The 24,569-nt window shown below is 41.9% G+C and carries 18 protein-coding genes, 5 tRNA genes and 1 pseudogene; all 24 read left to right on the top strand.

Annotated elements, in window-relative coordinates; all coding sequences use genetic code 11:
- Window positions 1-5: 5 nt before the first annotated feature.
- Window positions 6-1,199, top strand: coding sequence for a heme biosynthesis HemY N-terminal domain-containing protein (locus tag BBP83_RS01440; RefSeq protein ID WP_068885634.1), 1,194 nt, complete (start codon window positions 6-8; stop codon window positions 1,197-1,199).
- Window positions 1,200-1,211: 12 nt separating this feature from the next.
- Complete coding sequence (locus tag BBP83_RS01435) at window positions 1,212-1,640, top strand: acyl-CoA thioesterase (RefSeq protein ID WP_068885633.1); 429 nt, start codon at window positions 1,212-1,214, stop codon at window positions 1,638-1,640.
- Window positions 1,641-1,784: 144 nt separating this feature from the next.
- On the top strand, window positions 1,785-2,111 hold the full coding sequence (locus BBP83_RS01430) for an H-NS histone family protein (RefSeq protein ID WP_068885632.1): 327 nt from the start codon (window positions 1,785-1,787) through the stop codon (window positions 2,109-2,111).
- Between the two features lie 174 nt (window positions 2,112-2,285).
- Entirely contained in the window at window positions 2,286-3,029 is a 744-nt protein-coding gene (gene gspN, locus BBP83_RS01425) for a type II secretion system protein N (RefSeq protein ID WP_068885631.1), read from the top strand.
- A complete protein-coding gene (locus BBP83_RS01420) occupies window positions 3,029-3,877 on the top strand; it encodes a type II secretion system protein N (protein WP_068885630.1) in 849 nt (282 codons plus the stop codon). Before gspN ends, BBP83_RS01420 begins: the two co-directional genes overlap by 1 nt.
- 39 nt (window positions 3,878-3,916) lie before the next feature.
- A pseudogene (gene gspD / locus BBP83_RS01415) lies at window positions 3,917-6,169 on the top strand (type II secretion system secretin GspD); the annotation flags it as partial.
- A 236-nt stretch (window positions 6,170-6,405) separates the two neighbouring features.
- Window positions 6,406-7,116 carry an FHA domain-containing protein gene (locus BBP83_RS01410; protein WP_068885629.1) on the top strand — a complete coding sequence of 237 codons (711 nt, stop codon included), beginning with the start codon at window positions 6,406-6,408 and terminating at the stop codon, window positions 7,114-7,116.
- 80 nt (window positions 7,117-7,196) lie between these two features.
- The gene (locus tag BBP83_RS01405) at window positions 7,197-7,865 is read left to right on the top strand and encodes a phosphoglycolate phosphatase (RefSeq protein WP_068885948.1); all 669 of its coding nucleotides are present in this window, start codon (window positions 7,197-7,199) and stop codon (window positions 7,863-7,865) included.
- A 110-nt stretch (window positions 7,866-7,975) separates the two neighbouring features.
- On the top strand, window positions 7,976-9,469 hold the full coding sequence (trpE, locus tag BBP83_RS01400; protein WP_068885628.1) for an anthranilate synthase component I: 1,494 nt from the start codon (window positions 7,976-7,978) through the stop codon (window positions 9,467-9,469).
- Window positions 9,470-9,567: 98 nt separating this feature from the next.
- Window positions 9,568-9,643: transfer RNA gene (locus BBP83_RS01395), tRNA-Thr, on the top strand.
- A 56-nt stretch (window positions 9,644-9,699) separates the two neighbouring features.
- Window positions 9,700-9,783: transfer RNA gene (locus tag BBP83_RS01390), tRNA-Tyr, on the top strand.
- 39 nt (window positions 9,784-9,822) lie between these two features.
- Window positions 9,823-9,898, top strand: a tRNA-Gly gene (locus tag BBP83_RS01385).
- A 16-nt stretch (window positions 9,899-9,914) separates the two neighbouring features.
- Window positions 9,915-9,989: transfer RNA gene (locus BBP83_RS01380), tRNA-Thr, on the top strand.
- Window positions 9,990-10,140: 151 nt separating this feature from the next.
- Window positions 10,141-11,331 (top strand): elongation factor Tu, encoded by a 1,191-nt coding sequence (gene tuf / locus BBP83_RS01375; RefSeq protein WP_068885627.1) that lies wholly within the window; start codon window positions 10,141-10,143, stop codon window positions 11,329-11,331.
- 48 nt (window positions 11,332-11,379) lie between these two features.
- Window positions 11,380-11,455 (top strand) — tRNA-Trp (locus BBP83_RS01370).
- A gap of 75 nt (window positions 11,456-11,530) precedes the next feature.
- A complete protein-coding gene (gene secE, locus BBP83_RS01365) occupies window positions 11,531-11,971 on the top strand; it encodes a preprotein translocase subunit SecE (RefSeq protein ID WP_068885626.1) in 441 nt (146 codons plus the stop codon).
- A 7-nt stretch (window positions 11,972-11,978) separates the two neighbouring features.
- On the top strand, window positions 11,979-12,512 hold the full coding sequence (gene nusG / locus BBP83_RS01360) for a transcription termination/antitermination protein NusG (RefSeq protein WP_068885625.1): 534 nt from the start codon (window positions 11,979-11,981) through the stop codon (window positions 12,510-12,512).
- A gap of 115 nt (window positions 12,513-12,627) precedes the next feature.
- Window positions 12,628-13,056, top strand: coding sequence for a 50S ribosomal protein L11 (gene rplK / locus BBP83_RS01355; RefSeq protein ID WP_004813566.1), 429 nt, complete (start codon window positions 12,628-12,630; stop codon window positions 13,054-13,056).
- Between the two features lie 3 nt (window positions 13,057-13,059).
- Window positions 13,060-13,755, top strand: a complete 696-nt coding sequence (gene rplA, locus BBP83_RS01350; protein WP_068885624.1) for a 50S ribosomal protein L1 — start codon at window positions 13,060-13,062, stop codon at window positions 13,753-13,755.
- Window positions 13,756-14,055: 300 nt separating this feature from the next.
- The gene (gene rplJ, locus BBP83_RS01345; RefSeq protein WP_068885623.1) at window positions 14,056-14,583 is read left to right on the top strand and encodes a 50S ribosomal protein L10; all 528 of its coding nucleotides are present in this window, start codon (window positions 14,056-14,058) and stop codon (window positions 14,581-14,583) included.
- 42 nt (window positions 14,584-14,625) lie between these two features.
- Complete coding sequence (gene rplL, locus BBP83_RS01340) at window positions 14,626-14,991, top strand: 50S ribosomal protein L7/L12 (protein ID WP_068885622.1); 366 nt, start codon at window positions 14,626-14,628, stop codon at window positions 14,989-14,991.
- Between the two features lie 305 nt (window positions 14,992-15,296).
- On the top strand, window positions 15,297-19,385 hold the full coding sequence (rpoB, locus tag BBP83_RS01335; RefSeq protein WP_068885621.1) for a DNA-directed RNA polymerase subunit beta: 4,089 nt from the start codon (window positions 15,297-15,299) through the stop codon (window positions 19,383-19,385).
- A gap of 175 nt (window positions 19,386-19,560) precedes the next feature.
- Entirely contained in the window at window positions 19,561-23,760 is a 4,200-nt protein-coding gene (gene rpoC / locus BBP83_RS01330; RefSeq protein WP_068885947.1) for a DNA-directed RNA polymerase subunit beta', read from the top strand.
- A gap of 174 nt (window positions 23,761-23,934) precedes the next feature.
- Window positions 23,935-24,474 carry a hypothetical protein gene (locus BBP83_RS01325; protein ID WP_068885620.1) on the top strand — a complete coding sequence of 180 codons (540 nt, stop codon included), beginning with the start codon at window positions 23,935-23,937 and terminating at the stop codon, window positions 24,472-24,474.
- Window positions 24,475-24,569 lie beyond the last annotated feature (95 nt).

Here is a 24,569-nt window from a genome sequence, read left to right as displayed (position 1 = left end):
CATATATGAAACAAATTTTACTCGCGTATTTATTCCTGAGTTTGCTGGTTGTTGCATTATTTAGTGTGCTCAGTTTTGGCTATGGCCCTGGCTATGTTTATTTATATTGGCGTGAATGGCAAATTCAAACCAATCTTTGGTTTTTTATTCTTTTATTAGCGCTTCTAAGTTTTATCGGGCAGATACTTTGGTTGCTCGCTAAGCGCTATTTGAGTCGTGAAAAGCGTAAGCGTGAAAATGTTTTTAGTTTTAATCAACTTCATCCATATGAACAGTTGGCGGTGGTTTGGTTATTAAATGCAACACAAGATCAGCGTCATTTTATCCAGCAAATGTTTACTGAATCTGGACTATTAAAAGGGATTATGGATGCACGTTTATATTGGATGCGTCAAGAATATAATGAGGCACTGACTGCCTTAAATACAACCAACCCAATGGCTTTTGAACTTGCTGAATTGCAACGGATTGAAGTGTATTTAGCACAACAAGATGGTGAGAAAGCTTTAACTCATTTAGAGTTTTTGAATCAACATGAACTTTCACCGTGGTTATATAAAGTTCGTACAGCCTATGAACAACGTTTAACTGCACTGTGGGGACAGTTTGTACTCCAATTTCCATGGATGTATTTACGTTCAACCAAATATGGCCATTTAGATGAGGTTACTAAACAAGTTTGGTTAGAGCGCTTGTTAGAGGCTTTTGATTTGGCCGATGTTGATGATTTAGAACTACTAAAAGAACGTTATCACGGGTTAAGCGATCAAATCTTTAACCGTCATTTTAATATTAAAGTCTTGTGGCTTAAAATACTGGCGCGGATGCCAGAAATGAGTGAGGCACATGAACAGCTGAGCGTACATTTATTGGCAGAGCAGTTTAATCAGGAAGTCTTTTACTTATGGTTTCAACAGCAATTACTGAAACAGCAACCAGATTATGCAGATATTGAAAATCATATTAATGCGTGGGAAGAAAAGTATCCTGCTTTACCTGTTTTTAGTTTTACAAAATGGCATGTTTTTGAAGCAACAGGACGTTTAAGTGAAGCGCAGGCTTTATTAGATTTATATCCTGATGATGTGCTGATGAGCTATTTAAGAATTAAATCGACTTTATTGGGTCGTGATGATTTAATCAAACAGTTAAATTTAATCTTTGAAAATAATTCAAATTTTGTAGAAATGAAAATATAACTGGAAAAGACCATGATGGAATTAATCGACTACCCAGTCATATATAATCAAAATGTCGCTTGGGGTGATATGGATGCTTTTGGGCATGTAAATAACACGGTTTATTATCGTTATATAGAAAGTGCGCGGATTTGTTATTTTGATCAGTTGAATATCTTTGAGCAAGATGTTTATACAGTCGTGGCATCTAGTCAGTGTAAATACTTAAGTCCAGTGGTCTATCCAGATCAATTGAAAATAGGTGTTCGTATTGAAGAGCTTCGGAATAGTGCAATTCGAATGAGTTATGTATTATGGAGTACAGCGCAGCAAAATAATGTTGCGATTGGTGAGGCGGTGATTGTTTGTGTTGATAAAATGAATATGAAGAAAACCCCAATACCTGAAAATATTCGGCATAAAATAAAAGAGATTGAATGGCGGGTGCAGCATACAGTTTAAAATATGGCTTTCGTGGTTTTATTTAGTTGAACTGTTGGATTGTTGTTTTACAGCTCATTTATATATTGAATATTTTTATTAATATAAATATGATGGGTCTGTTTTAAGAAACAAAATAATATAAATCCGTTTTAAGGACTGAATATCATGCCAGACATCAGTAATCTATCTGTTGAAGAGTTGAAGAAGTTACAAATTGAAGCTGAAGTGTTAATTGCTTCTAAAAAAGACCAAGCAATTGAAGATGCTTATACACAAATTTTAGCAATTGCAGAAAACCTTGGTCTGAGCATTGAACAGATTTTAGAATTTGGTACAAGCAAACGTAAAAAAACCACGCGTAAGTCTGTAGAGCCACGTTATCGTAGCAAAGCTAACCCAGAAGACACTTGGACGGGTCGTGGTAAACAACCACGCTGGTTGGTTGCAGAGTTGGAAAAAGGTGCGAAGTTAGAGAGTTTTTTAATCTAAAGCTACTTGAGCGTCACTGGCTTGTCATGAAGTCGGATTAATATAAAAAAACCAAGCAATACGGCTTGGTTTTTTTATATCTTTGAATTGGCGACACCGAAAAAGTGTGCATAATGTAAGGATAAAAGAACTAGAGTTTTAGGGAAGAATAATTGAAATATTGGTTGGGGTGGGATGAGCAATAAGCCAAAACAAATTCGATGGCTGATCTTTGCTGTCCTCACATTTTTAATTTTTGTTATGCTGCAAATACCAGCAGCATGGCTGATTTCAAAATTTTATAAAAACAATCAAACATTACACAATATTAGTGGCAATATCTGGCGCGGACAAGCAGATTGGAATAAAGGACAACTGCGTGGTTCCTTGAGCTGGAAAACCAGACCATTCGATTTACTGCTATTGCGTTTGGGTGCAAATATTGAAGTACACAGTGGCAATACTAAATTAGCAGGGATTGTAGGCTACGGTTTGGGTCAAACCTTGATTGTCGAATCACTGAATGGTCAAGTGGCCCCAGAAACCTTAAAAACGTTGGCAGATTGGCAATGGCCAAATAATGCGATTCAACTGAAAGAAATTGCATTCAAATATAAAAAGACGCAGGGTTTTAGCCAAGCGGATGGGCAATTGCAATGGGCAGGTGGTGAATTACTGTATACCTTTGCACAGCGTCAAGAGCGAATGACCGTTCCTGCATTGATGGGGACACTTAGCGATGACGCAGGTAATTTAAAATTTGATATACGTGATGCACGTGAACAAAAAATGATGAATGTACAGCTTGATGCAACACTCATGATGGACGTTCAGCTGACTCAGCGCTTATTGTTAAATATTCCTTCATATAACGGGAAAGCGGGTTTAGATACCTATGCAATCAGTTCGCGTCAACCCTTATTGAAAGGGAGCTTCTGATGCGCGATTGGATCGACAATTTGAAGCAATATAATGTGCAGAGTATAGATCGCTTGGCACCAGTAGTGCTTGCCGTTCTAATTCTTTGTTTGTGCTGGAAAATGGCCTCTATGCTATGGTTGCTTGTAGCGCCGCCACAGGCTTTACAACTGCAACGTGTGGAATTGGGTTCTCAGCAAATTCAAGTTCCCAATATTGGTGCTTTTTCATTATTCCAAGAAGTTGGGCGTGCATCGAGTGCCGATGAACAATTAAATATGATACTTCAAGGCGTGGTTGTCGGTTATCCCAGTCAGTATTCATCTGCGGTCATTAAAGTGAATGAGGTGGCTGAACGTTATCGTGTTGGAGATATTGTCGAAGGGTCATCTTATCGCGTTTCTGAAGTGTATTGGGATAAGGTGATTTTACGGAGCCAAAGCGGTGCAGTCCGCGAGTTGGCATTTAAGGGTATTGAAAATGGTTTGAATCAGCCGATTGTTCCTTTAAATGGTTCCAATTCGCCAGCTAACAATAATCAGCACAATAACTCAGACAATCAAGCTATGCCCAATGCACTGGGTCAAGCGGTACAACGAATTCAAGAAAATCGTGAACAATATTTACAAGAAATGGGGGTGAGTGCGACGGCTGGTGGCGGTTTTGAAGTTACAGCACGCACGCCTGTGGCATTAAGAAATAAGTTGGGCTTACAACCTGGTGATCGCATTATGTCTTTAAATGGGCAAACTGTGGGGCAAGGGCAGACTGAAGCACAATTATTAGAACAAGCTCGCCACGAAGGTCAGGTGAGACTGGAAATCAAACGTGGTGATCAAGTGATGACCGTACAACAGGATTTTAAGTGATGTGTCATCACCTTAGTAGGTTAGGAAGTATCAGAGTTCATGGCTTTATTTAAGAATAATCGACCGATATTTGCTGCATACGCTTTAGCACCTTTAGTTGCAATGGCCAGTACAGCAAGCTACGCACAGACATGGAAAATTAATTTACGAGATGCCGACCTCACTGCATTTATTAATGAAGTTGCTGATATTACTGGTAAAAACTTCGCAGTCGATCCGCGTGTACGTGGAAACGTAACGGTTATATCCAATAAGGCACTGAATAAGAATGAAGTCTATGATCTATTTCTTGGGGTCTTAAATGTTAACGGGGTGGTGGCTATTCCATCGGGTAATGCCATAAAACTCGTTCCCGACAGTAATGTGAAAAGTTCGGGCATTCCATACGATGCAAGACACCGTGCCAGTGGTGATCAGGTGGTGACGCGGGTTATTTGGCTAGAAAACACCAATGCCAATGATTTGATTCCTGCTTTACGCCCTTTGATGCCACAGTTTGCCCATTTATCGGCAGTGGGAGGAACCAATGCGTTAATTGTTTCAGACCGCGCAAGTAATATTTATCAACTTGAAACGATTGTTCGTAATTTAGATGGCACAGGGCAAAATGACATTGAGGCAGTGACGCTTCAATCGAGTCAAGCGACAGAAATGATTGGCTTATTAGAGTCGATGACTTCTACAGGCTCAGCAAAAGATTTAAAAGGGGCACGTGTTCGAATTATTGCGGACAACCGCACCAATCGAATTATTATTAAAGGTGATACGCAAACTCGAAAGCGCATTCGCCAAATGATTGAAACTTTGGATACACCATCTGCAGACCGCCTAGGTGGGTTGAAAGTTTTTCGTTTAAAATATGCAAGTGCAAAAAATTTAGCAGAAATATTACAAGGTTTAGTGACTGGGCAGGCGGTATCGTCGTCATCAAATTCCAGTTCAAGTGGTTCATCGTCAAGTTCGAATAATGCAAACAACAATATGATGAGCAACTCGAATTCTGAGCATTCATCATCAGGTTCATCGACAGGAATTAATCTAAATTCAGGTACGAACAATAATAATCAAAATGCCATTAGTAGTTTTAGTGGCAATGGAGTGAGTATTATTGCCGATACTACGCAAAATTCTTTATTGGTCAAGGCAGATCCGCAACTGATGCGGGAAATTGAATCGGCAATTCTGCAACTGGATATTCGCCGTCAGCAAGTGCTGATTGAAGCAGCAATTATTGAAGTTGAAGGCAGTGACACCGATCAGTTGGGTGTACAGTGGGCGTTAGGTGATTTGAATAGCGGTGTCGGCCTGATTAACTTTGACAATATTGGTTCAAGTTTGAAAAATATTGCGGCGGGCTATTTAACGGGTGGTGCTGCAGGCGCAGCTGGTGCTCTTGGTACAGGCTCATCGTTAATTTTGGGTGATTATAAAGAAAGTGCAGATGGTTCTCGTAAACTGTATGGCGCTATGATTCAGGCCTTAAAAGAAACAACAAAATCTAACTTATTGTCTACACCGTCTATTTTGACTATGGATAATGAAGAAGCCTATATTGTGGTTGGTGAAAATGTTCCCTTTGTGACAGGGTCGGTGACCACAGCAGGAGGGACAGCCAATCCTTATACTTCCATTGAACGTAAAGATGTCGGGATTACCTTGAAGGTCGTTCCTCATATTGGTGAGGGCGGTTCGGTGCGTTTAGAGGTCGAACAAGAAGTTTCAGACGTCAAAGCCAGTAAGGGGCAAGCGCAGGATTTGGTCACCAGTAAGCGTGCAATCAAAACTGCAATTTTGGCTGAACACGGACAGATTATTGTATTGGGTGGTTTGATTTCAGATAATACTGCGTATTCGCGCCAATCTGTACCCGGTTTGGGGGCTATCCCTGGTCTAGGGCGTTTATTCCGTTCAGATGGAAAATCGAATACAAAACGCAATTTACTTATTTTTATTCATCCCACCATTGTCGGAGATGCAAAAGAAGTACGAGCACTCTCTCAACAACGTTATAGTCAGTTATATAGTTTGCAATTGGCCTTAGATCAAGATGGTAATTTTGCAAAATTGCCTGAAAATATTGAAGATGTCTATCAGCAGCGTATTCCTGTATCCAAGTTGCCTGTTAATGCAGGAAAAACCAGTTATCAAAAAGTGCCTTCTGCTACAGTCACGCAACCAGCAACCATCTCTACACCTGTGGCCATTGAACCACCAATACAGCGCCAAAGTGTGACACCTGCTCGTTCAGTACCTCAAACAGAGAAAAAGATTGAGGTGAAGCCGACGGCTCCGGTGGGAAAGACTGAGAAAAAGACCGTTATGGCGGTACCCAAAGCACAAAGTAATTTGTTAGATGTTGGTAGCTTAGCGACTCCAGTAACGTCTTATGAAACCATTCGATTAACCCCTGATAATATGCATGATTATTTAGGGGTGACGTCTGCAACAAAGTTGCAAGCAGACTGTAGTAATGGGACTGGATATTCAATATGTTATGATCGGAAAAAATCACAATAGGATAGGTGGCTATGACTTGGGTAATACGGGCTATTGCAGGCGATTTAATCGGGCAAGAAATTACGATTGATCGTGATATGTTGGTTGGGCGCCATCAGTCTGCTGATATGGTGTTGCAGTCTGCTGAAATTTCACGTAAACACGCGACTTTTCTTTTAAGAGAACAGGCACTGTGGGTACAGGACTTAAGTTCATCGAATGGTACATTCGTAAATAATGAGCGTCTTGAAGTCGCTGAAGTGATGTTGAAAGAAGGCGATATTGTTCAGTTCGCAAGCCTAAAATTTTCTGTATTGGCACCGCTGAAAGTCCTTGAAGATACAGTTGCATCTATTTCAGCAACTCCCACGCCAGTTGTAGAAACATTGGTACAGCCTTCAGAAGCTGTTGCAGTTTCTGAGACAGCTCAGACAGAAGTCCCAGTAAGCACTGTAGCGCAACAAATGAATGAACAGGGAATGCCTGAATTAACACAACGCCATGAAGGGGTTGAGTTATCACGCGATGGGATGCCACAGCATGTTGCCGTACCTAAGCCTGCACCCATTCCTGAAGGTGTAGACTTGACGTCAGTCAAGCCTGACCCTGTGCCAATGCCAGTGGAGCAACCGATTAGCCACGTCGCATTGGAAAAGGAGCAACAGAAGAATGCATCTGTTGGCTTGATGAGTGTGATTGCTATTGTAATTTTAGCCATTTTGGCATGGCTATTCTTTAAATAAGCCTTGCTCGAATTGCAGTTAAGGCATGCAATCGCATGCCTTCATTGTTTGTGGTGGAAAGAAGTGAAAATGAGGATGATATGTTGAACGTAAATCTGGCAGAGCGAACACTGATTTTATTTGATCTGGATGGCACCTTGGTGGATTCAGCGACAGATTTATATCGTGCAATGAATATGAGTTTGAATGCGCTACAACTTCCATTGGTTACAGAGGCGCAGGTTCGTGATTGGGTGGGTAAAGGCACCGCTATTTTTTGTCAAAGTGTGCTAGAACACCTGACAGGCCAAGTTGATGCTGCACAACATCAGCATCTTCTTGATACCTTTTTAAGTATCTATAATGCAGATCCATGTGTAGAAACCCAGTTGTTTGATGGGGTACAAGCTTTTTTAGATTGGGGGATGGCGCAAGGCAAGACCATGATTTGTGTGACCAATAAGCCTGAACAACCTGCACGCTTAATTGTAGATGCACTGGGGATGTCACATTATTTTGCTGATGTGATAGGTGGTGATCGTTTTGAAGAGCGTAAACCACATCCACGTCAGTTATTGCATTGTGCAGATTATTATCAGGTTGAAAAAGCGCAAGTGCTCATGATTGGTGATTCATCAAATGACGTGGAAGCGGCCCATCGTGCGGGTATTGATTGTATTGTGGTCAGCTATGGCTATAATCATGGTGAAAATATTCAAGATTGTCAGCCTCAACTTGTGGTCGATGATCTTCGAGAATTGCTTGCGTAAGAAAATGTACTGAAGGAACAAACATGAGCAACAGAATGGTTTTTCGATGGCGAAACTCAGTTCAATTTTTAAATACAACTGATGCACGCCAATAACCATAGAGAAACCGTATGACCACGCAAAGCCAATTCGATCACTTAAAAGCTCAAGGCTACAATTTAATTCCAGTTTATCGTCAACGTTTAGCTGATACAGAAACGCCATTGTCGGTTTTTGCTCGCTTGAAAGCACACAAGCAAGCCTATTTATTTGAATCTGTAGAAGGTGGTGAAAACTGGGCACGCTATTCTATTATTGGATTAGGTGAGTCTACTGTCTTTTCATGTAATGAAGGCATGTTAACTATTCAGCAAGCGGATGGCACGGTCAATCAGCAAAAATGTGCAGATCCTTTTCAATATATTCGTGATTTTCAAGCACAATTTCATGTACCCACCCAGCAAGATCTTCCTGCCTTGCCAAGCTTTACGGGCGGTCTGGTGGGCTACTTTGGCTATGATGCTGTGCGCTATATTGAGCCACGACTGAATAATGCGCCAGAAGCAGACCCAGTGGGTTTGCCAGATATTTGGATGATGTTGTCTAAAACAGTGATTGTCTTTGATAATCTAAAAGACACGTTGTTTCTTATTGTACATGCAGATGTGGATGATACCGACGCGTATCAGAAAGCCCAAACTCAATTGGATGTACTCGAAGATACTCTTGCTCTGCCTATTAGTTTAAAGGCACAGAAACATACAGCACCTCATTTTGAATCTTTAACGGGACATGACAAGTTCATTGAAACCGTTGCAAAAGTAAAAGAATACATTAAAGCGGGTGATGTGATGCAAGTGGTGCCAGGTCATCGTATGGTGTCAGACTTCGATGGTGACCCATTGCAGGTCTATCGTGCGCTTCGTCATCTGAACCCATCGCCTTACTTGTTTTTGGTTCAGGGAGAAACCCTAACAGATGGCAAACCCTTTCACGTTGTAGGTTCATCGCCAGAAATTTTATCACGTTTAGAAAATGGTATTGCAACGGTTCGCCCACTGGCAGGAACACGCCCGCGCGGTAAAACCAAAGAAGAGGATTTAGCTTTAGAGCAAGACTTACTGTCCGATGAAAAAGAAATTGCAGAACATTTAATGCTGATTGATTTGGGGCGTAATGATGTCGGTCGTGTTTCTAGAATTGGTAAAGTTCAAGTGACAGATAAAATGGTGATCGAACGTTATTCACATGTCATGCACATTGTTTCAAATGTGCAGGGTGAAGTACGTGATGATGTTGATGCTTTAGATGTGTTTAAAGCCACTTTCCCTGCGGGAACACTTTCAGGGGCACCTAAAATTCGGGCCATGGAAATTATTGACGAAGTTGAGCCTGTAAAACGCGGTATTTTTGGTGGTGCAGTCGGATATTTGGGTTGGCATGGTGAAATGGACATGTCCATTGCGATTCGAACCTGTGTTATTCGCGAAAATAAAGTTTATGTACAGGCTGGAGCAGGCGTAGTTTATGACTCAAATCCTGAATCTGAATGGAATGAAACCCAAATAAAAGCGCGCGCAGTGATCAAAGCGGTTGAATTATCATCAAATGGGTTAATTTTATGAGTTTTTTGCAGTTTTTTTGAAAAAAACACTTGCAAGGATTCAGAGTTTTGCTAAACTGCACACCGTTCCGATACGAAACGTACGAAACACTAAGAAACGCCGGCATAGCTCAGTTGGTAGAGCAACTGACTTGTAATCAGTAGGTCCACAGTTCGAATCCGTGTGCCGGCACCATCTTAGATGGTTAGAGTGGTTAAGTAGAAGAATAACACTGAAAGTAAGTGTAAAATGGTGAGGTTCCCGAGCGGTCAAAGGGGGCGGACTGTAACTCCGCTACGAAAGTTTCGAAGGTTCGAATCCTTCCCTCACCACCAATTTTAAGACTTCAATAAGTGGTTTAGTACCAACATCGTGCGGGAGTAGCTCAGTTGGTAGAGCGGCAGCCTTCCAAGCTGCATGTCGCGAGTTCGACCCTCGTCTCCCGCTCCATTGAAGTACTTATTTTGCTCTTATAGCTCAGTGGTAGAGCACTCCCTTGGTAAGGGAGAGGTCTCGAGTTCAAATCTCGATAAGAGCTCCAGATTACAGTTTAGCAACATTGTTGCACAAGATTTCCAAAAGCAGGCTTATTAGTCTGCTTTTTAAGTATTTAGGTGTCTAGTTTTTTTAGGCGGCATGTCGAAGCTGAGTCTTACTCAGAATTGTGTTCGACGTAAACGAGGAAAATAAGCATGGCTAAGGCTAAGTTTGAACGTAATAAGCCACACGTTAACGTGGGCACAATTGGTCACGTCGACCATGGTAAAACAACTTTAACAGCTGCAATTGCAACTGTATGTGCTAAACAATTTGGTGGCGAAGCGAAAGACTACGCTGCAATTGACTCTGCACCTGAAGAAAAAGCACGTGGTATTACAATTAATACATCACACGTAGAATACGATTCAGTTATTCGTCACTACGCTCACGTAGACTGCCCGGGTCACGCCGATTATGTTAAAAACATGATCACTGGTGCTGCTCAAATGGACGGCGCGATTCTTGTATGTGCGGCGACTGATGGCCCTATGCCACAGACTCGTGAACACATCCTTCTTTCTCGCCAAGTAGGTGTTCCATACATCGTTGTATTCTTAAACAAATGCGACCTTGTAGATGACGAAGAGCTTCTTGAATTGGTAGAAATGGAAGTTCGTGAACTTCTTTCTACTTATGACTTCCCAGGTGATGACACTCCAGTTATCCGTGGTTCTGCTCTTCTTGCACTTAACGGTGACCAAGGTCAATACGGCGAGCCAGCTGTTGTTGCTCTTGTTGAAGCGCTTGATTCTTACATTCCAGAACCAGAACGTGCTATCGATCTTCCATTCCTTATGCCAATCGAAGACGTATTCTCTATCTCAGGTCGTGGTACAGTAGTAACTGGCCGTGTTGAGACAGGTATCGTTAAAGTAGGCGAATCAGTTGAAATCGTTGGTATTAAAGATACAGTAGTAACGACTGTAACTGGCGTGGAAATGTTCCGTAAACTTCTTGACGAAGGTCGTGCGGGCGAGAACTGTGGTGTTCTTCTTCGTGGTACTAAGCGTGAAGACGTTCAACGTGGTCAAGTACTTGCTAAACCAGGTGCAATCAAACCGCATACTAAATTTGACGCAGAAGTATACGTTCTTTCTAAAGAAGAAGGTGGTCGTCATACTCCATTCCTTAATGGTTACCGTCCACAGTTCTACTTCCGTACTACGGATGTAACTGGCGCGATCGCGCTTAAAGAAGGCGTTGAAATGGTTATGCCTGGTGACAACGTTGAAATGTCAGTAGAATTAATCCACCCAATCGCAATGGACCCAGGTCTACGTTTTGCGATCCGTGAAGGTGGTCGTACTGTAGGCGCTGGTGTAGTTGCTAAAGTAACTCTATAATAGATGTTATTCAACAAATCGGGAGTTAAGGCTCTCGATTTGTGTTACAGGTCAGTAGTTCAATTGGTAGAGCGTCGGTCTCCAAAACCGAATGTTGGGGGTTCGAGTCCCTCCTGGCCTGCCAAATTTTTTAAAAAGAAGCTTGATGTTGGTTAAACTGGCCATATAATAAGTCGCGAATCCTACGACGAGTACAAAAATGTCGAATGATAAATCGCGTGACGCATTAAGCGACGCGCCAATTCCCCAAAGAAATAATTCTGCTGAAATAGTTAATTCTGGTTCCCCTTTAGATATTGTTCTATGGGTTATCGCTTTGATTTTATTGGTCGGAGCGATGCTAGTGAATCAGCATTTACCAGCGTATTGGGCACCAGCGAACGATGTTTGGGTGCGCGTTGGGGTAATTTTGGCTTGTGTCATCGTGGCTTTAGGTTTATTATACGCCACCCATCAAGGCAAAGGCTTTATTCGCTTATTGAAAGATGCGCGAATCGAGTTGCGACGTGTAACTTGGCCGACCAAACAAGAGACTGTGACCACATCTTGGCACGTTCTTGCGGTAGTGGTCGTTGCATCGATACTTTTATGGTGCTTTGACTACGTGTTAGGCTGGTTAATGAAGTTTATTATCGGGTAAGAGAGCTATGAAACGTTGGTACATTATTCATGCCTATTCAGGTTATGAAAAACAGGTGTTACGCTCACTTAATGATCGAATCCAGCGTAGCGCTGTAGCCGATAGCTTTGGTGAAGTTCTTGTTCCGACTGAAGAAGTCGTAGAAATGAAGGATGGCAAGAAGCGTAAATCAGAGCGTAAATTCTTTCCTGGCTATGTGTTAGTCGAAATGGAAATGAATGATGACACTTGGCACATTGTTAAAGAATGTCCAAAAGTACTCGGTTTTATTGGTGGTACTGCTGAAAAACCAGCACCGATTACGCAAAAAGAAGCTGATGCGATTCTTGCGCGTGTACGCAATACTGGGGAAGCACCTCGTCCTAAGACGATGTTTGAACCAGGCGAAGAATTACTCGTTATTGACGGTCCATTCACTGACTTTAGAGGTGTGGTGGAAGAAGTTCTTTACGAAAAATCGCGCTTAACGCTGACGATTAATGTATTTAACCGCCCAACACAAGTTGAATTGGAATTTCGCCAAGTCGAAAAATCGTTTTAATTTAGGCTGGCTGGTAAACGCCCGATTTGTTATGAGTCGGGCATTGTTGTTGTAACAGTAGTGTTACTTTAAATGATGGGGAGCCTAACGGCGTTAGTACCCAGAGGTAATTGAAATGGCTAAGAAGATTGACGGCTATATCAAGCTGCAAGTTCCAGCTGGTAAAGCAAATCCATCTCCACCGATTGGTCCTGCACTAGGTCAACGTGGTGTAAACATCATGGCATTCTGTAAAGAATTCAATGCTGCTACACAAAAACTTGAAGCTGGTCTTCCAATTCCAGTAGTGATCACTGTGTACAACGACAAGTCGTTCACATTTATCATGAAAACTCCACCTGCTGCGATTCTTCTTAAGAAAGCTGCTGGTATTCAAAAGGGTTCAGCTGTACCTAACAAAACTAAAGTTGGTAAGTTGACTCGTGCTCAATTAGAAGAAATTGCGACTACTAAAGAGCCAGATTTAACTGGTGCTGATTTAGACGCACGTGTACGTACCATTGCTGGTTCTGCGCGTTCTATGGGCTTGGAAGTGGAGTTATAAGACATGGCTAAATTAACTAAACGTCAAAAAGCCATTGTTGCTGCTATCGAAGCAAACAAAGTTTATACTTTGGATGAAGCAGTTACAGTTTTAAATGGTCTTCCTGCAGTTAAATTCAAAGAATCTTTGGACGTAGCTGTAAACTTGGGTGTAGACCCACGTAAATCTGACCAGGTTGTTCGTGGCGCGACTACACTTCCTGCAGGTACTGGTAAAACTGTACGTGTTGCTGTGTTTGCTCAAGGCGCTGCTGCTGAAGCTGCTAAAGCTGAAGGCGCGGACATCGTTGGTTTTGAAGATCTTGCTGAAAGCATTCAAGCGGGTAACCTTGACTTTGATGTCGTAATTGCTGCTCCAGATGCAATGCGCGTTGTAGGTAAGTTGGGTACGATTCTTGGTCCACGTGGCTTAATGCCAAACCCGAAAGTGGGTACTGTAACTCCTGACGTAGCAACTGCTGTTAAAAATGCAAAAGCTGGTCAAGCACGTTACCGCGTAGACAAAGCTGGTATTATCCACGCTGCGATCGGTCAAGTTGGCTTTACAGCTGAAGCGATTCGTTCAAACCTTGAAACTTTAGTTGCTGACTTAAAACGTTTAAAGCCAGCTACTTCTAAAGGTATTTACATCCAAAAGATCACTTTGAGCTCAACTATGGGTCCTGGTCTTGTTGTTGATGTAGCTAACGTTTCTAAATAAGTTTCGACTTATTACAGAATTTTAAAGCCCTGAGTAAGTTTGAAGGCACTGCTTTGAAACTTACGCAAGAAAACTATTTATAGTTGTTTTGCAAACTTAGGCAAACTTTGAATTGATAAATTTATTTATCAGCGTCAAAGACCTCAGGCGAAAGTAGTTTCGACGACTTTCTTAATTTTCCAGCCTGCGTAGACGCGGTGGTGTGATTTGTTCATCCTCCGCGTGTAAGTTCAGTGATGAACTTACGAATTGGGAGTGTACTTTGCGTAAGTACATAAATCACCGTTAGGAGGTTTTACAATGGCTCTTCTTATCGAAGACAAAAAACAGATCGTTGCAGAAGTAACTGAAATTGCTTCTACTGCGTTTGCTGCTGTTGTTGCTGACTACCAAGGTTTAACTGTTGAGCAATTAACTGCTCTTCGTGTTGAAGCTCGTAAGTTAGGTGTTGCTACACGTGTTGTACGTAATACTTTGGCTAAACGTGCTCTTCAAGATACTGCATTCAATATCTTGAACGATGACCTTGTTGGCCCAACAATCTTAGCTTTCTCAACTTCTGCAGACGACATGGGTGCTGCTGCACGCTTGTTCGAAGAATTTGCGAAAACTAATAAAGCATTTGAACTTAAAGCTGCTGCATTTGATGGCAAACTTTATCAAGGTGCTGAAGTTAGCGTTATCGCGAACCTTCCAAACCAAGAAAAAGCGCTTACTATGCTTGCATCTGTTCTTCAAGCTCCTATTTCGAAATTGGGTCGCTTACTTACAGCGCTTCAAGAGAAAAACGAATCTGGAACTACTGAAGCAGAAGCGACAGAAGTTTAAATTTACACACACACTATTCAATACCCATTTGGAGTTACTCTCATGGCTTTAACAAACGAAGAAATCCTAAACGCAGTTGCTGAAAAAACTGTTCTTGAACTTGTTGAACTTATTTCTGCTTTCGAAGAAAAATTCAACGTATCTGCTGCTGCTGTAGCTGTAGCTGCAGGTCCTGCTGCTGCTGTTGCTGAAGAGCAAACTGAATTCAATGTTGAATTGACTTCTTTTGGCGCAAACAAAGTAGCGGTAATTAAAGCAGTTCGTGAAGCAACTGGCCTTGGCTTAAAAGAAGCTAAAGACATGGTTGAAAGCGCTCCTGCAGTTCTTAAAGAAGGCGTTTCTAAAGAAGAAGGCGAAGAACTTAAGAAAAAACTTGAAGCTGCTGGTGCTGAAGTTAAACTTAAGTAAGCTTAAGGGGAGTCGGTTTTTTTATAATCGGCTCCACAAATTGGCTGATGCCCCTTGGGTCATCAGCCTTTTTGCGTTACAATTATCGGCTCGATTTTTGTTTGCATGATATAAAAATCATACGAATTAGAAATAAAGACAATAATCAAACGCTTACCAATATTTTTCCGTTTAAAAAATATTGTTAAGCGTTTTAATACCACTATAAATTGCAGCATTTGTAAAAGTGGTGGCCATATCGGCCTGCGTAATTCCTTCTGAACCCGTTCTGCAGGCGGGTTTAGTTTACTTTCCGAGGACTCCAGATGGCATACTCATATACCGAAAAGAAACGGATCCGTAAGAATTTTGGTAAATTGCCCAAGGTAATGGACGTTCCGTACTTGCTCGCGATTCAAGTCGACTCGTACAGAACTTTCTTGCAAGATGGCAAAACTCCAAAAAACCGCGAAGATATCGGTCTCCAAGCCGCATTTCGTTCAGTTTTTCCTATAGAAAGTTATTCTGGCAATGCTGCTTTAGAATTTGTTGAGTATAGTCTTGGTAAGCCTGAGTTTGATGTGCGCGAATGTATTCTTCGCGGTTCAACTTATGCGGCGCCAATGCGTGTAAAAATTCGTTTGATCTTAAAAGATCGCGAAACTAAATCAATTAAAGACGTTCGTGAACAAGAAGTCTACATGGGCGAAATGCCGCTCATGACAGATAACGGTACCTTCGTTATTAATGGTACTGAACGTGTAATCGTATCTCAATTACACCGTTCACCAGGTGTGTTCTTTGACCACGATAAGGGCAAAACCCATTCAAGTGGTAAAGTACTTTATTCTGCGCGTATTATTCCTTACCGCGGTTCATGGTTAGACTTTGAATTTGATGCAAAAGACCTTGTATTTGTTCGTATTGACCGTCGTCGTAAGTTATTAGCGACCGTTATATTACGTGCATTGGGTTATAACAATTCACAAATTCTTGATTTGTTCTATGAAAAAGTACCTGTATATCTAGATATGGGTAGTTATCAGATTGATCTAGTGCCTGAACGCCTGCGTGGCGAAATGGCTCAATTTGATATCGTAGATAATGATGGTAAAACCATTGTTGAGCAAGGCAAACGTATTAATGCGCGCCATGTTCGTCAAATGGAAGCATCTGGTTTAGAGAAACTCTCTGTTCCTGATGAATACTTGTATGAGCGTATTATTGCCGAAGACGTGGCTTTACGTGGCGGTGATGTGATTGCTGCCAATACAGTATTAAGTCATGAAATTATGGTGAAATTGGCTGAAGGTGGTGTTAAACAATTTAACATTCTATTCACCAATGATATTGACCGTGGTTCATTCATTGCAGATTCATTACGTGCAGATACCACGACGGGTCGTGAAGAAGCACTGGTTGAAATCTACAAAGTGATGCGCCCAGGCGAGCCACCAACAAAAGAAGCTGCTGAAAACTTATTCAACAACTTATTCTTCTCTTCTGAACGTTATGATTTGTCACCTGTTGGCCGCATGAAGTTCAACCGTCGTTTGGGTCGTCCTTACGAAGTAGGTACAGATCAGAAGTCTCGTGAAGTTGAAGGTATTCTTTCGAATACAGATATTACTGACGTTCTAAAAACATTGGTTGAAATTCGTAACGGTAAAGGTGAAGTCGATGATATCGATCACTTGGGTAACCGTCGCGTACGTTCAGTTGGTGAAATGACCGAGAACCAATTCCGTGTGGGTCTGGTTCGTGTTGAACGTGCAGTGAAAGAACGTTTAAGCCAAGCTGAAACAGACAACTTGTCTCCGCAAGATTTAATCAATGCGAAGCCTGTGGCAGCTGCAATCAAAGAATTCTTTGGTTCAAGCCAATTGTCTCAGTTCATGGACCAAAACAATCCATTGTCTGAAATTACACATAAACGTCGTGTATCAGCACTTGGGCCCGGCGGTTTGACACGTGAGCGTGCAGGCTTTGAAGTACGTGACGTACATCAAACTCACTACGGTCGCGTATGTCCAATTGAAACGCCTGAGGGTCCAAACATTGGTTTGATCAACTCGCTTTCAGTTTATGCAAAATGTAATAACTTTGGTTTCTTAGAAACACCATACCGTAAAGTTGTTGATGGTCGCGTAACGGATGATGTTGAATATTTATCTGCCATTGAAGAAGTAGGTACTGTGATTGCACAGGCCGATTCTGGTGTAGATAAAGACGGTAACTTATTAGAAGACTTCGTATCTGTTCGTCACCAAGGTGACTTCGTACGCATGCCTCCTGAAAAAGTAACGCATATGGACGTTTCAGCTCAGCAGGTTGTATCTGTTGCTGCGTCACTTATTCCGTTCCTTGAACACGATGACGCGAACCGTGCATTGATGGGTTCAAACATGCAACGTCAGGCTGTGCCTACACTTATTGCTGACAAACCGCTTGTTGGTACGGGTATGGAAGCACACGTAGCGCATGACTCGGGTGTATGTGTACTGGCTCATCGTGGTGGTCGTATCGAATTTGTTGACGCTTCACGTGTTGTGATTCGCGTAAACGAAGATGAAATGATTGCGGGTGAAGCAGGTGTAGATATCTACAACCTGATCAAATACACGCGTTCGAACCAGAACACTTGTATTAACCAGAAAGTGCTTGTGAAGCTTGGCGATAAAGTTGGCCGTAATGACGTACTGGCTGATGGTCCATCAACAGATGGTGGCGAGTTAGCACTTGGTCAAAACATGCGCGTTGCGTTCATGACGTGGAATGGTTACAACTATGAAGACTCGATCTTACTTTCAGAACGTGTACTTCAAGAAGACCGTTTAACCTCGATTCATATTCAAGAATTGTCATGTGTAGCACGTGATACTAAGTTAGGTGCAGAAGAAATTACTGCGGATATTCCTAACGTGGGTGAAGCTGCACTGTCTAAATTGGATGAATCGGGTATCGTTTATATCGGTGCTGAAGTCACTGCTGGTGATATTCTTGTTGGTAAAGTAACACCGAAAGGTGAAACGCAATTGACACCAGAAGAAAAATTGCTTCGTGCAATCTTCGGTGAAAAAGCGGCTGACGTTAAAGATTCATCTTTACGTGTATCTTCAAGTGTTAAAGGTACTGTGATTGACGTTCAAGTGTTTACCCGTGATGGTCTTGAGAAAGATGATCGTGCACAAGCAATTGAAAAAGCACAACTTGATGCTTACCGTAAAGACTTGAAAGAAGAATACAAAATCTTCGAAGAAGCAGCACGTGAACGTATTGTTCGTTTGTTGAAAGGTCAAGAATCGAATGGTGGCGGTACTACTAAGCGTGGCGATAAATTGTCAGAAGACATGTTGTCAGCTTTGGAACTTGTTGATCTGCTTGAGATTCAACCGAATGACGAAGCAATTGCTGAGCGTTTAACTCAAATTCATGTGTTCTTGAAAGAGAAGAGCTTTGAAATTGATGAAAAATTTGCTGAGAAAAAACGCAAACTTTCGACAGGCGATGAGTTAACAACGGGTGTATTGAAAGTTGTTAAAGTTTATCTTGCTGTGAAACGTCGCATCCAGCCGGGTGATAAAATGGCGGGTCGTCACGGGAACAAAGGTGTTGTATCAAACATCTTACCTGTAGAAGACATGCCACATGATGCAAACGGCGTACCTGTTGATATCGTGTTAAACCCGTTGGGTGTACCATCACGTATGAACGTGGGTCAGATTCTTGAGACTCACTTGGGTATGGCTGCAAAAGGTCTTGGCGATCAGCTCGACAAAATGTTGAAAGAGCAACGTACTGTTCTAGAACTACGTTCATTCTTAGACAAGATTTATAATAAAGTTGGTGGCGAGCAAGAAGATCTTGATAGCTTAACTGATGATGAGATCTTGGTACTTTCAGGTAACTTGCGTGCAGGTGTGCCTTTAGCAACACCAGTATTCGATGGTGCTGAAGAAAGCCAAATTAAAGATTTACTTGAACTTGCGAACATATCACGTACTGGTCAAACAGTACTTTATGATGGACGTACAGGTGAACGTTTTGACCGTCCAGTAACTGTAGGTTACATGTACATGTTGAAACTAAACCACTTGGTAGACGACAAAATGCATGCGCGTTCTACAGGTTCTTACTCACTTGTGACTCAACAGCCGCTTGGTGGTAAAGCACAATTCGGTGGTCAGCGTTTCGGTGAGATGGAAGTCTGGGCACTTGAAGCATATGGTGCTGCGTACACACTCCAAGAAATGCTTACAGTTAAGTCGGATGACGTTGAAGGTCGTACCCGTATCTACAAAAACATTGTAGATGGAAACCATTACATGGATCCGGGTATGCCTGAGTCATTCAACGTATTGACCAAAGAGATCCGTTCTTTAGGTATCAACATTGAACTGAAAAATGGTGACTAAGTAACCATTCAATCCCCCCTTAGCCCCCTTTGAGAAAGAGGGGAGTCCCTGCTCGTAATGAGTTGGAGCTTCCCTCCTGAGAAAAAGGAGGGACTGAGGGAGGATGTTCAGTTAAAAAACAATATTTGTGACCCAGTCGAAAAGTGAAAATCTTATCGGCACACGGAGAAAAAAATTGAAAGACTTGCTCGATATCATGCGCAAAAAGACGGATTCAGACGGTCATGCTCCTGTAGAGTTTGATCGCATCCGCATTGGTCTTGCGTCACCAGAAATGATTAAGTCATGGTCTCACGGTGAAGTTAAAAAGCCTGAAACCATTAACTACCGTACGTTCAAACCAGAACGCGATGGTTTATTCTGTGCCAAAATTTTTGGTCCAGTAAAAGATTATGAATGCTTGTGTGGTAAATACAAGCGTATGAAATACAAAGGCGTCATTTGTGAAAAATGTGGCGTTGAAGTAACAACTGCGAAAGTTCGTCGTGAACGTATGGGTCATATTGACCTTGCATCTCCAGTTGCACATATTTGGTTCTTAAAATCATTACCAAGCCGTATTGGTTTATTGCTTGATATGACGCTTCGTGATATCGAACGTGTATTGTATTTCGAATCTTATGTTGTCACCGATCCTGGTATGACTCCGTTTGAGAAATACCAACTTCTAAATGATGAAGAATACTTCAATGCATTAGAAGAACACGGTGATGAATTCAGCGCGAAAATGGGTGCAGAAGCAATTCAAGACTTGTTGAAAGACATTGATCTTGAAGCTGAAATTTCTCGTTTACGTGAAGAAATTCCACAAACAACTTCAGAAACGAAGCTGAAAAAAGCCTCGAAACGTTTGAAGTTGATGGAAGCGTTCAAAGAATCGAACAACAAACCAGAATGGATGGTGTTGACAGTACTTCCAGTACTTCCACCAGATCTTCGTCCGTTAGTTCCGCTTGAAGGTGGTCGTTTCGCGACGTCTGATTTGAACGATCTTTATCGTCGTGTGATTAACCGTAACAACCGTTTAAAGCGTCTTCTTGACCTTTCTGCACCTGATATCATTGTACGTAACGAAAAACGTATGTTGCAGGAATCTGTAGATGCGTTATTAGATAACGGTCGTCGTGGTCGTGCAATTACAGGTTCGAACAAGCGTCCGTTGAAATCTTTGGCCGATATGATCAAAGGTAAACAAGGTCGTTTCCGTCAAAACTTGTTGGGTAAACGTGTCGATTATTCTGGTCGTTCAGTAATTACTGTAGGTCCAACTTTACGTTTGCACCAATGTGGTCTTCCGAAAAAAATGGCGCTTGAATTATTCAAACCATTTATTTTTGCGAAACTACAAGCTTCAGGTCAAGCAACCACCATTAAAGCTGCGAAGAAAATGGTTGAGCGCGAAACCCCAGAAGTTTGGGACGTACTTGCACACGTGATTCGTCAACATCCAATTATGTTGAACCGTGCGCCAACCCTTCACCGTTTGGGTCTTCAAGCATTTGAACCGACCTTAATTGAAGGTAAAGCGATCCGTCTGCATCCGTTAGTTTGTGCGGCGTTTAACGCCGACTTTGACGGTGACCAAATGGCGGTACACGTGCCATTAACACTCGAAGCTCAGTTAGAAGCACGTGCGTTAATGATGTCGACCAACAACATTTTGTCTCCAGCGAACGGTGAACCAATCATCGTACCGTCTCAGGACGTTGTGTTGGGCTTGTATTACATCACGCGTGATGCAATCAATGTCCAAGGTGAAGGCATGGTGTTTGCAGACACGGATGAAGTTAACCGTGCATTGGCAACAGGTCAAGTGAACTTACACGCTCGCGTTAAAGCACGTGTACACCAGACTGTGATTGATGAAGATGGTAATCGTGAACAACAAACGATTATTGTTGACACGACTCCAGGTCGTTGCTTACTTTGGGAAGTTGTGCCTGAAGGTATGGACTTCCAGCAAATTAATGTAGAGATGACTAAAAAGAACATCTCTAAAATCATTAACTCTTGCTACCGTAAATTAGGTTTGAAAGATACTGTTATCTTTGCGGACCAATTGATGTATTTAGGTTTCCGTCAAGCGACACGTTCAGGCGTATCGGTTGGTATGGAAGACATGCTTATTCCACCGCAAAAACAAGCAATTATTGACAAAGCTGAAATTGAAGTTCGTGAAATTGAACAACAGTTTGAACAAGGCTTCGTAACTGCTGGTGAGCGTTATAACAAAGTTGTCGATATTTGGGCGCGTACAAACGACCAAGTAGCGAAAGCGATGATGGATAACTTGTCATTCACGACTGTTAAAAATAAACAGGGTGAAGATGAGAAGCAAAAATCATTCAACTCAATCTACATGATGTCTGACTCGGGTGCCCGTGGTTCGGCAGCACAGATTCGTCAGTTGGCAGGTATGCGTGGTTTGATGGCTAAGCCAGATGGCTCGATCATTGAAACCCCAATTAAAGCCAACTTCCGTGAAGGTTTGACCGTACTCCAGTACTTCATTTCAACACACGGTGCACGTAAAGGTTTGGCCGATACAGCACTGAAAACAGCAAACTCAGGTTACTTAACACGTCGTCTTGTAGACGTAGCGCAAGATTTGGTGATCACTGAGCCGGATTGCGGTACATTTGACGGTCTTGTGATGACTCCATTCATTCAAGGTGGCGATGTAATCGAAAACTTGGGTGCACGAGTTCTTGGTCGTGTTGTTGCTGAAGATGTGAAAAAAGTAGGTACTGAAGAAGTTCTGCTTGAACGTAATACTTTAATTGATGAAAAATTAGCTACATTTATTGAAAATGCAGGTATTGATGAAATTAAAGTACGTTCAGTTGTAAACTGTGCGTCAACATTTGGTGTATGTGCGAAATGTTACGGCCGTGACTTGGCTCGTGGTCATCAGGTGAACCCTGGTGAATCTGTTGGTGTAATGGCAGCGCAATCAATTGGTGAACCTGGTACACAGTTAACCATGCGTACGTTCCACGTGGGTGGTGCGGCAAGCCGAACATCTGCTGCCAATAGTATTCAAGTACGTAATAAAGGTACTGTACGTTTCCATAATGTAAAAACTGTACAACACGCTAAAGGCCATTTGGTATCAACTTCTCGTTCAGGCGAGATTGGTATTGCAGATGACTTAGGTCGCGAACGCGAACGCTATAAAATTCCATATGGTGCGTCTATCATCTTGAAAGATGGCGAATCTGTAGAAGCTGGCGGTATCGTGGCGACTTGGGATCCGCATACACATCCATTGGTAACAGAAGTTGCAGGTAAAGTACGTTTCAGCCAAATCGCTGATGGTGTAACTGTAACCACGAAAACTGATGATGCAACAGGTATGTCGACAATCGAAATCTTGCCAGTGACTTCACGTCCTGCGTCAGGTAAAGATTTACGTCCTGCGGTTGTATTAGACACAGTTGATGGTGGTGAACAGTTCTACTTCTTACCACAAAACACCATTCTTTCTGTCCGTGATGGTGAAACCATTGGTGTGGGTGACGTTATTGGTCGTGTACCACAAGAAACATCACGTACACGTGATATTACCGGTGGTCTACCGCGTGTAGCTGACTTGTTCGAAGCACGTAAACCGAAAGAGCATGCAATTCTTGCTGAAGTTTCAGGTGTTGTAAGCTTTGGTAAAGAGACCAAAGGTAAGAACCGTTTAGTCATTACACCAGATGATGGTTCTGAGATTTATGAAGAGCTTATTCCGAAATGGCGTACCATGAACGTGTTCGAAGGCGAGCATGTAAACCGTGGTGAAACCGTTTCTGATGGCCCACAAAACCCACACGATATTTTACGCTTGAAAGGTGAAGTGGCGTTGACGAACTACATCGTGAACGAAGTTCAGGACGTTTATCGTCTGCAAGGTGTGAAAATCAACGATAAACACATCGAAGTGATTGTGCGTCAAATGTTGCGTAAAGTAGACATTACCGACGGTGGTGATACGAGCTTCATTAAAGGCGAGCAAGTGGATTACATTCGTGTCGTTCAAGAGAACCAAGCTGTGAATGCACAGAATAAGTTCCCTGCGAAGTTTGAACGTCTATTGATGGGTATTACCAAAGCATCGCTTTCTACTGATTCGTTCATCTCTGCTGCATCGTTCCAGGAAACCACACGTGTGTTAACTGAAGCGGCTGTTACAGGTAAAGAAGATGAATTGCGTGGCTTGAAAGAGAACGTTGTAGTTGGTCGCTTAATTCCAGCAGGTACTGGTTTGGCGTATCACTTAGAACGTCGTCGTCAAGAAGCAGAAGCTGCAGAGCTAGAGCTTCATAATGACTTCTCTGATGTTGATCAAGCTTTAAGCCAAGCATTCAGCGATGAGTTTAACGGTCTATAAGTCGTTCTTCATTGATTCATAAAAAAGGCACCTTCGGGTGTCTTTTTTTATGAAAATATAGTGAGGGTGAAAAATGAAAATTACCGCTTTCTTCTTCGTAGAAATTTGCCTATATTAAAAGAATAACAAATGAATTTATTGACTTTATTTTAATAAAAGAAGGGGATACGTTTTATGAAAGCAACTCAGAAAGTTTTAGCATTTATGTTGTTATCAATGTCTGCAAGTGTATTTGCAGTACCTATGCCAAATACTATTCTTGTGGAAGACAAAGCAGTTGTACCTGTGTTAAAAACGGAAGTTATTCGTAAAGTAGCAGGACAAGAGCCTGTACGTCAGGTTGAAGCAACGATCTTTGAAGTAACGAATAATGGTCAAGATATTGTGGCTAGAGAAATTAAGTTACAAGATAATCAGGCAGAGTTTTCAGACAAACAATTATCCGTACCTGTGATTAAAAAAGGCAGTGTAATTGTTCCAACGTCAAAAGTTGAAGTGAATAAAACCATCAAGCAAGATGGTCAAGTTCTGATGCAAATCAAAAGTATTGACGCAGAAGGTGTTGAATTTAAAAAGGGTCAAGAACCAGTGAAACGTACTTTACAGTTAGAGCAAGCAAAAATTCCTGAGAACAGTGCGAAAGTTTCACATGCGGTATTGACTGAAAATGGCGTAGTAACTAAAGATGTGACCGTACTCAGTGAAGATGAATAAGAACATTGTATTTTATTTGGTTTTTCACCATAAAAAGCGCTGATTGATTCAGGGCTTTTTACAAATTACTGCAAATCTTTTCTTAGCGCTAACAA

This window comes from Acinetobacter celticus, from assembly GCF_001707755.1.
Classification (GTDB): domain Bacteria; phylum Pseudomonadota; class Gammaproteobacteria; order Pseudomonadales; family Moraxellaceae; genus Acinetobacter; species Acinetobacter celticus.
The sequence above is the reverse complement of the archived record's forward strand: the minus strand, read 5'-3'. Positions and strand labels throughout refer to the sequence as shown.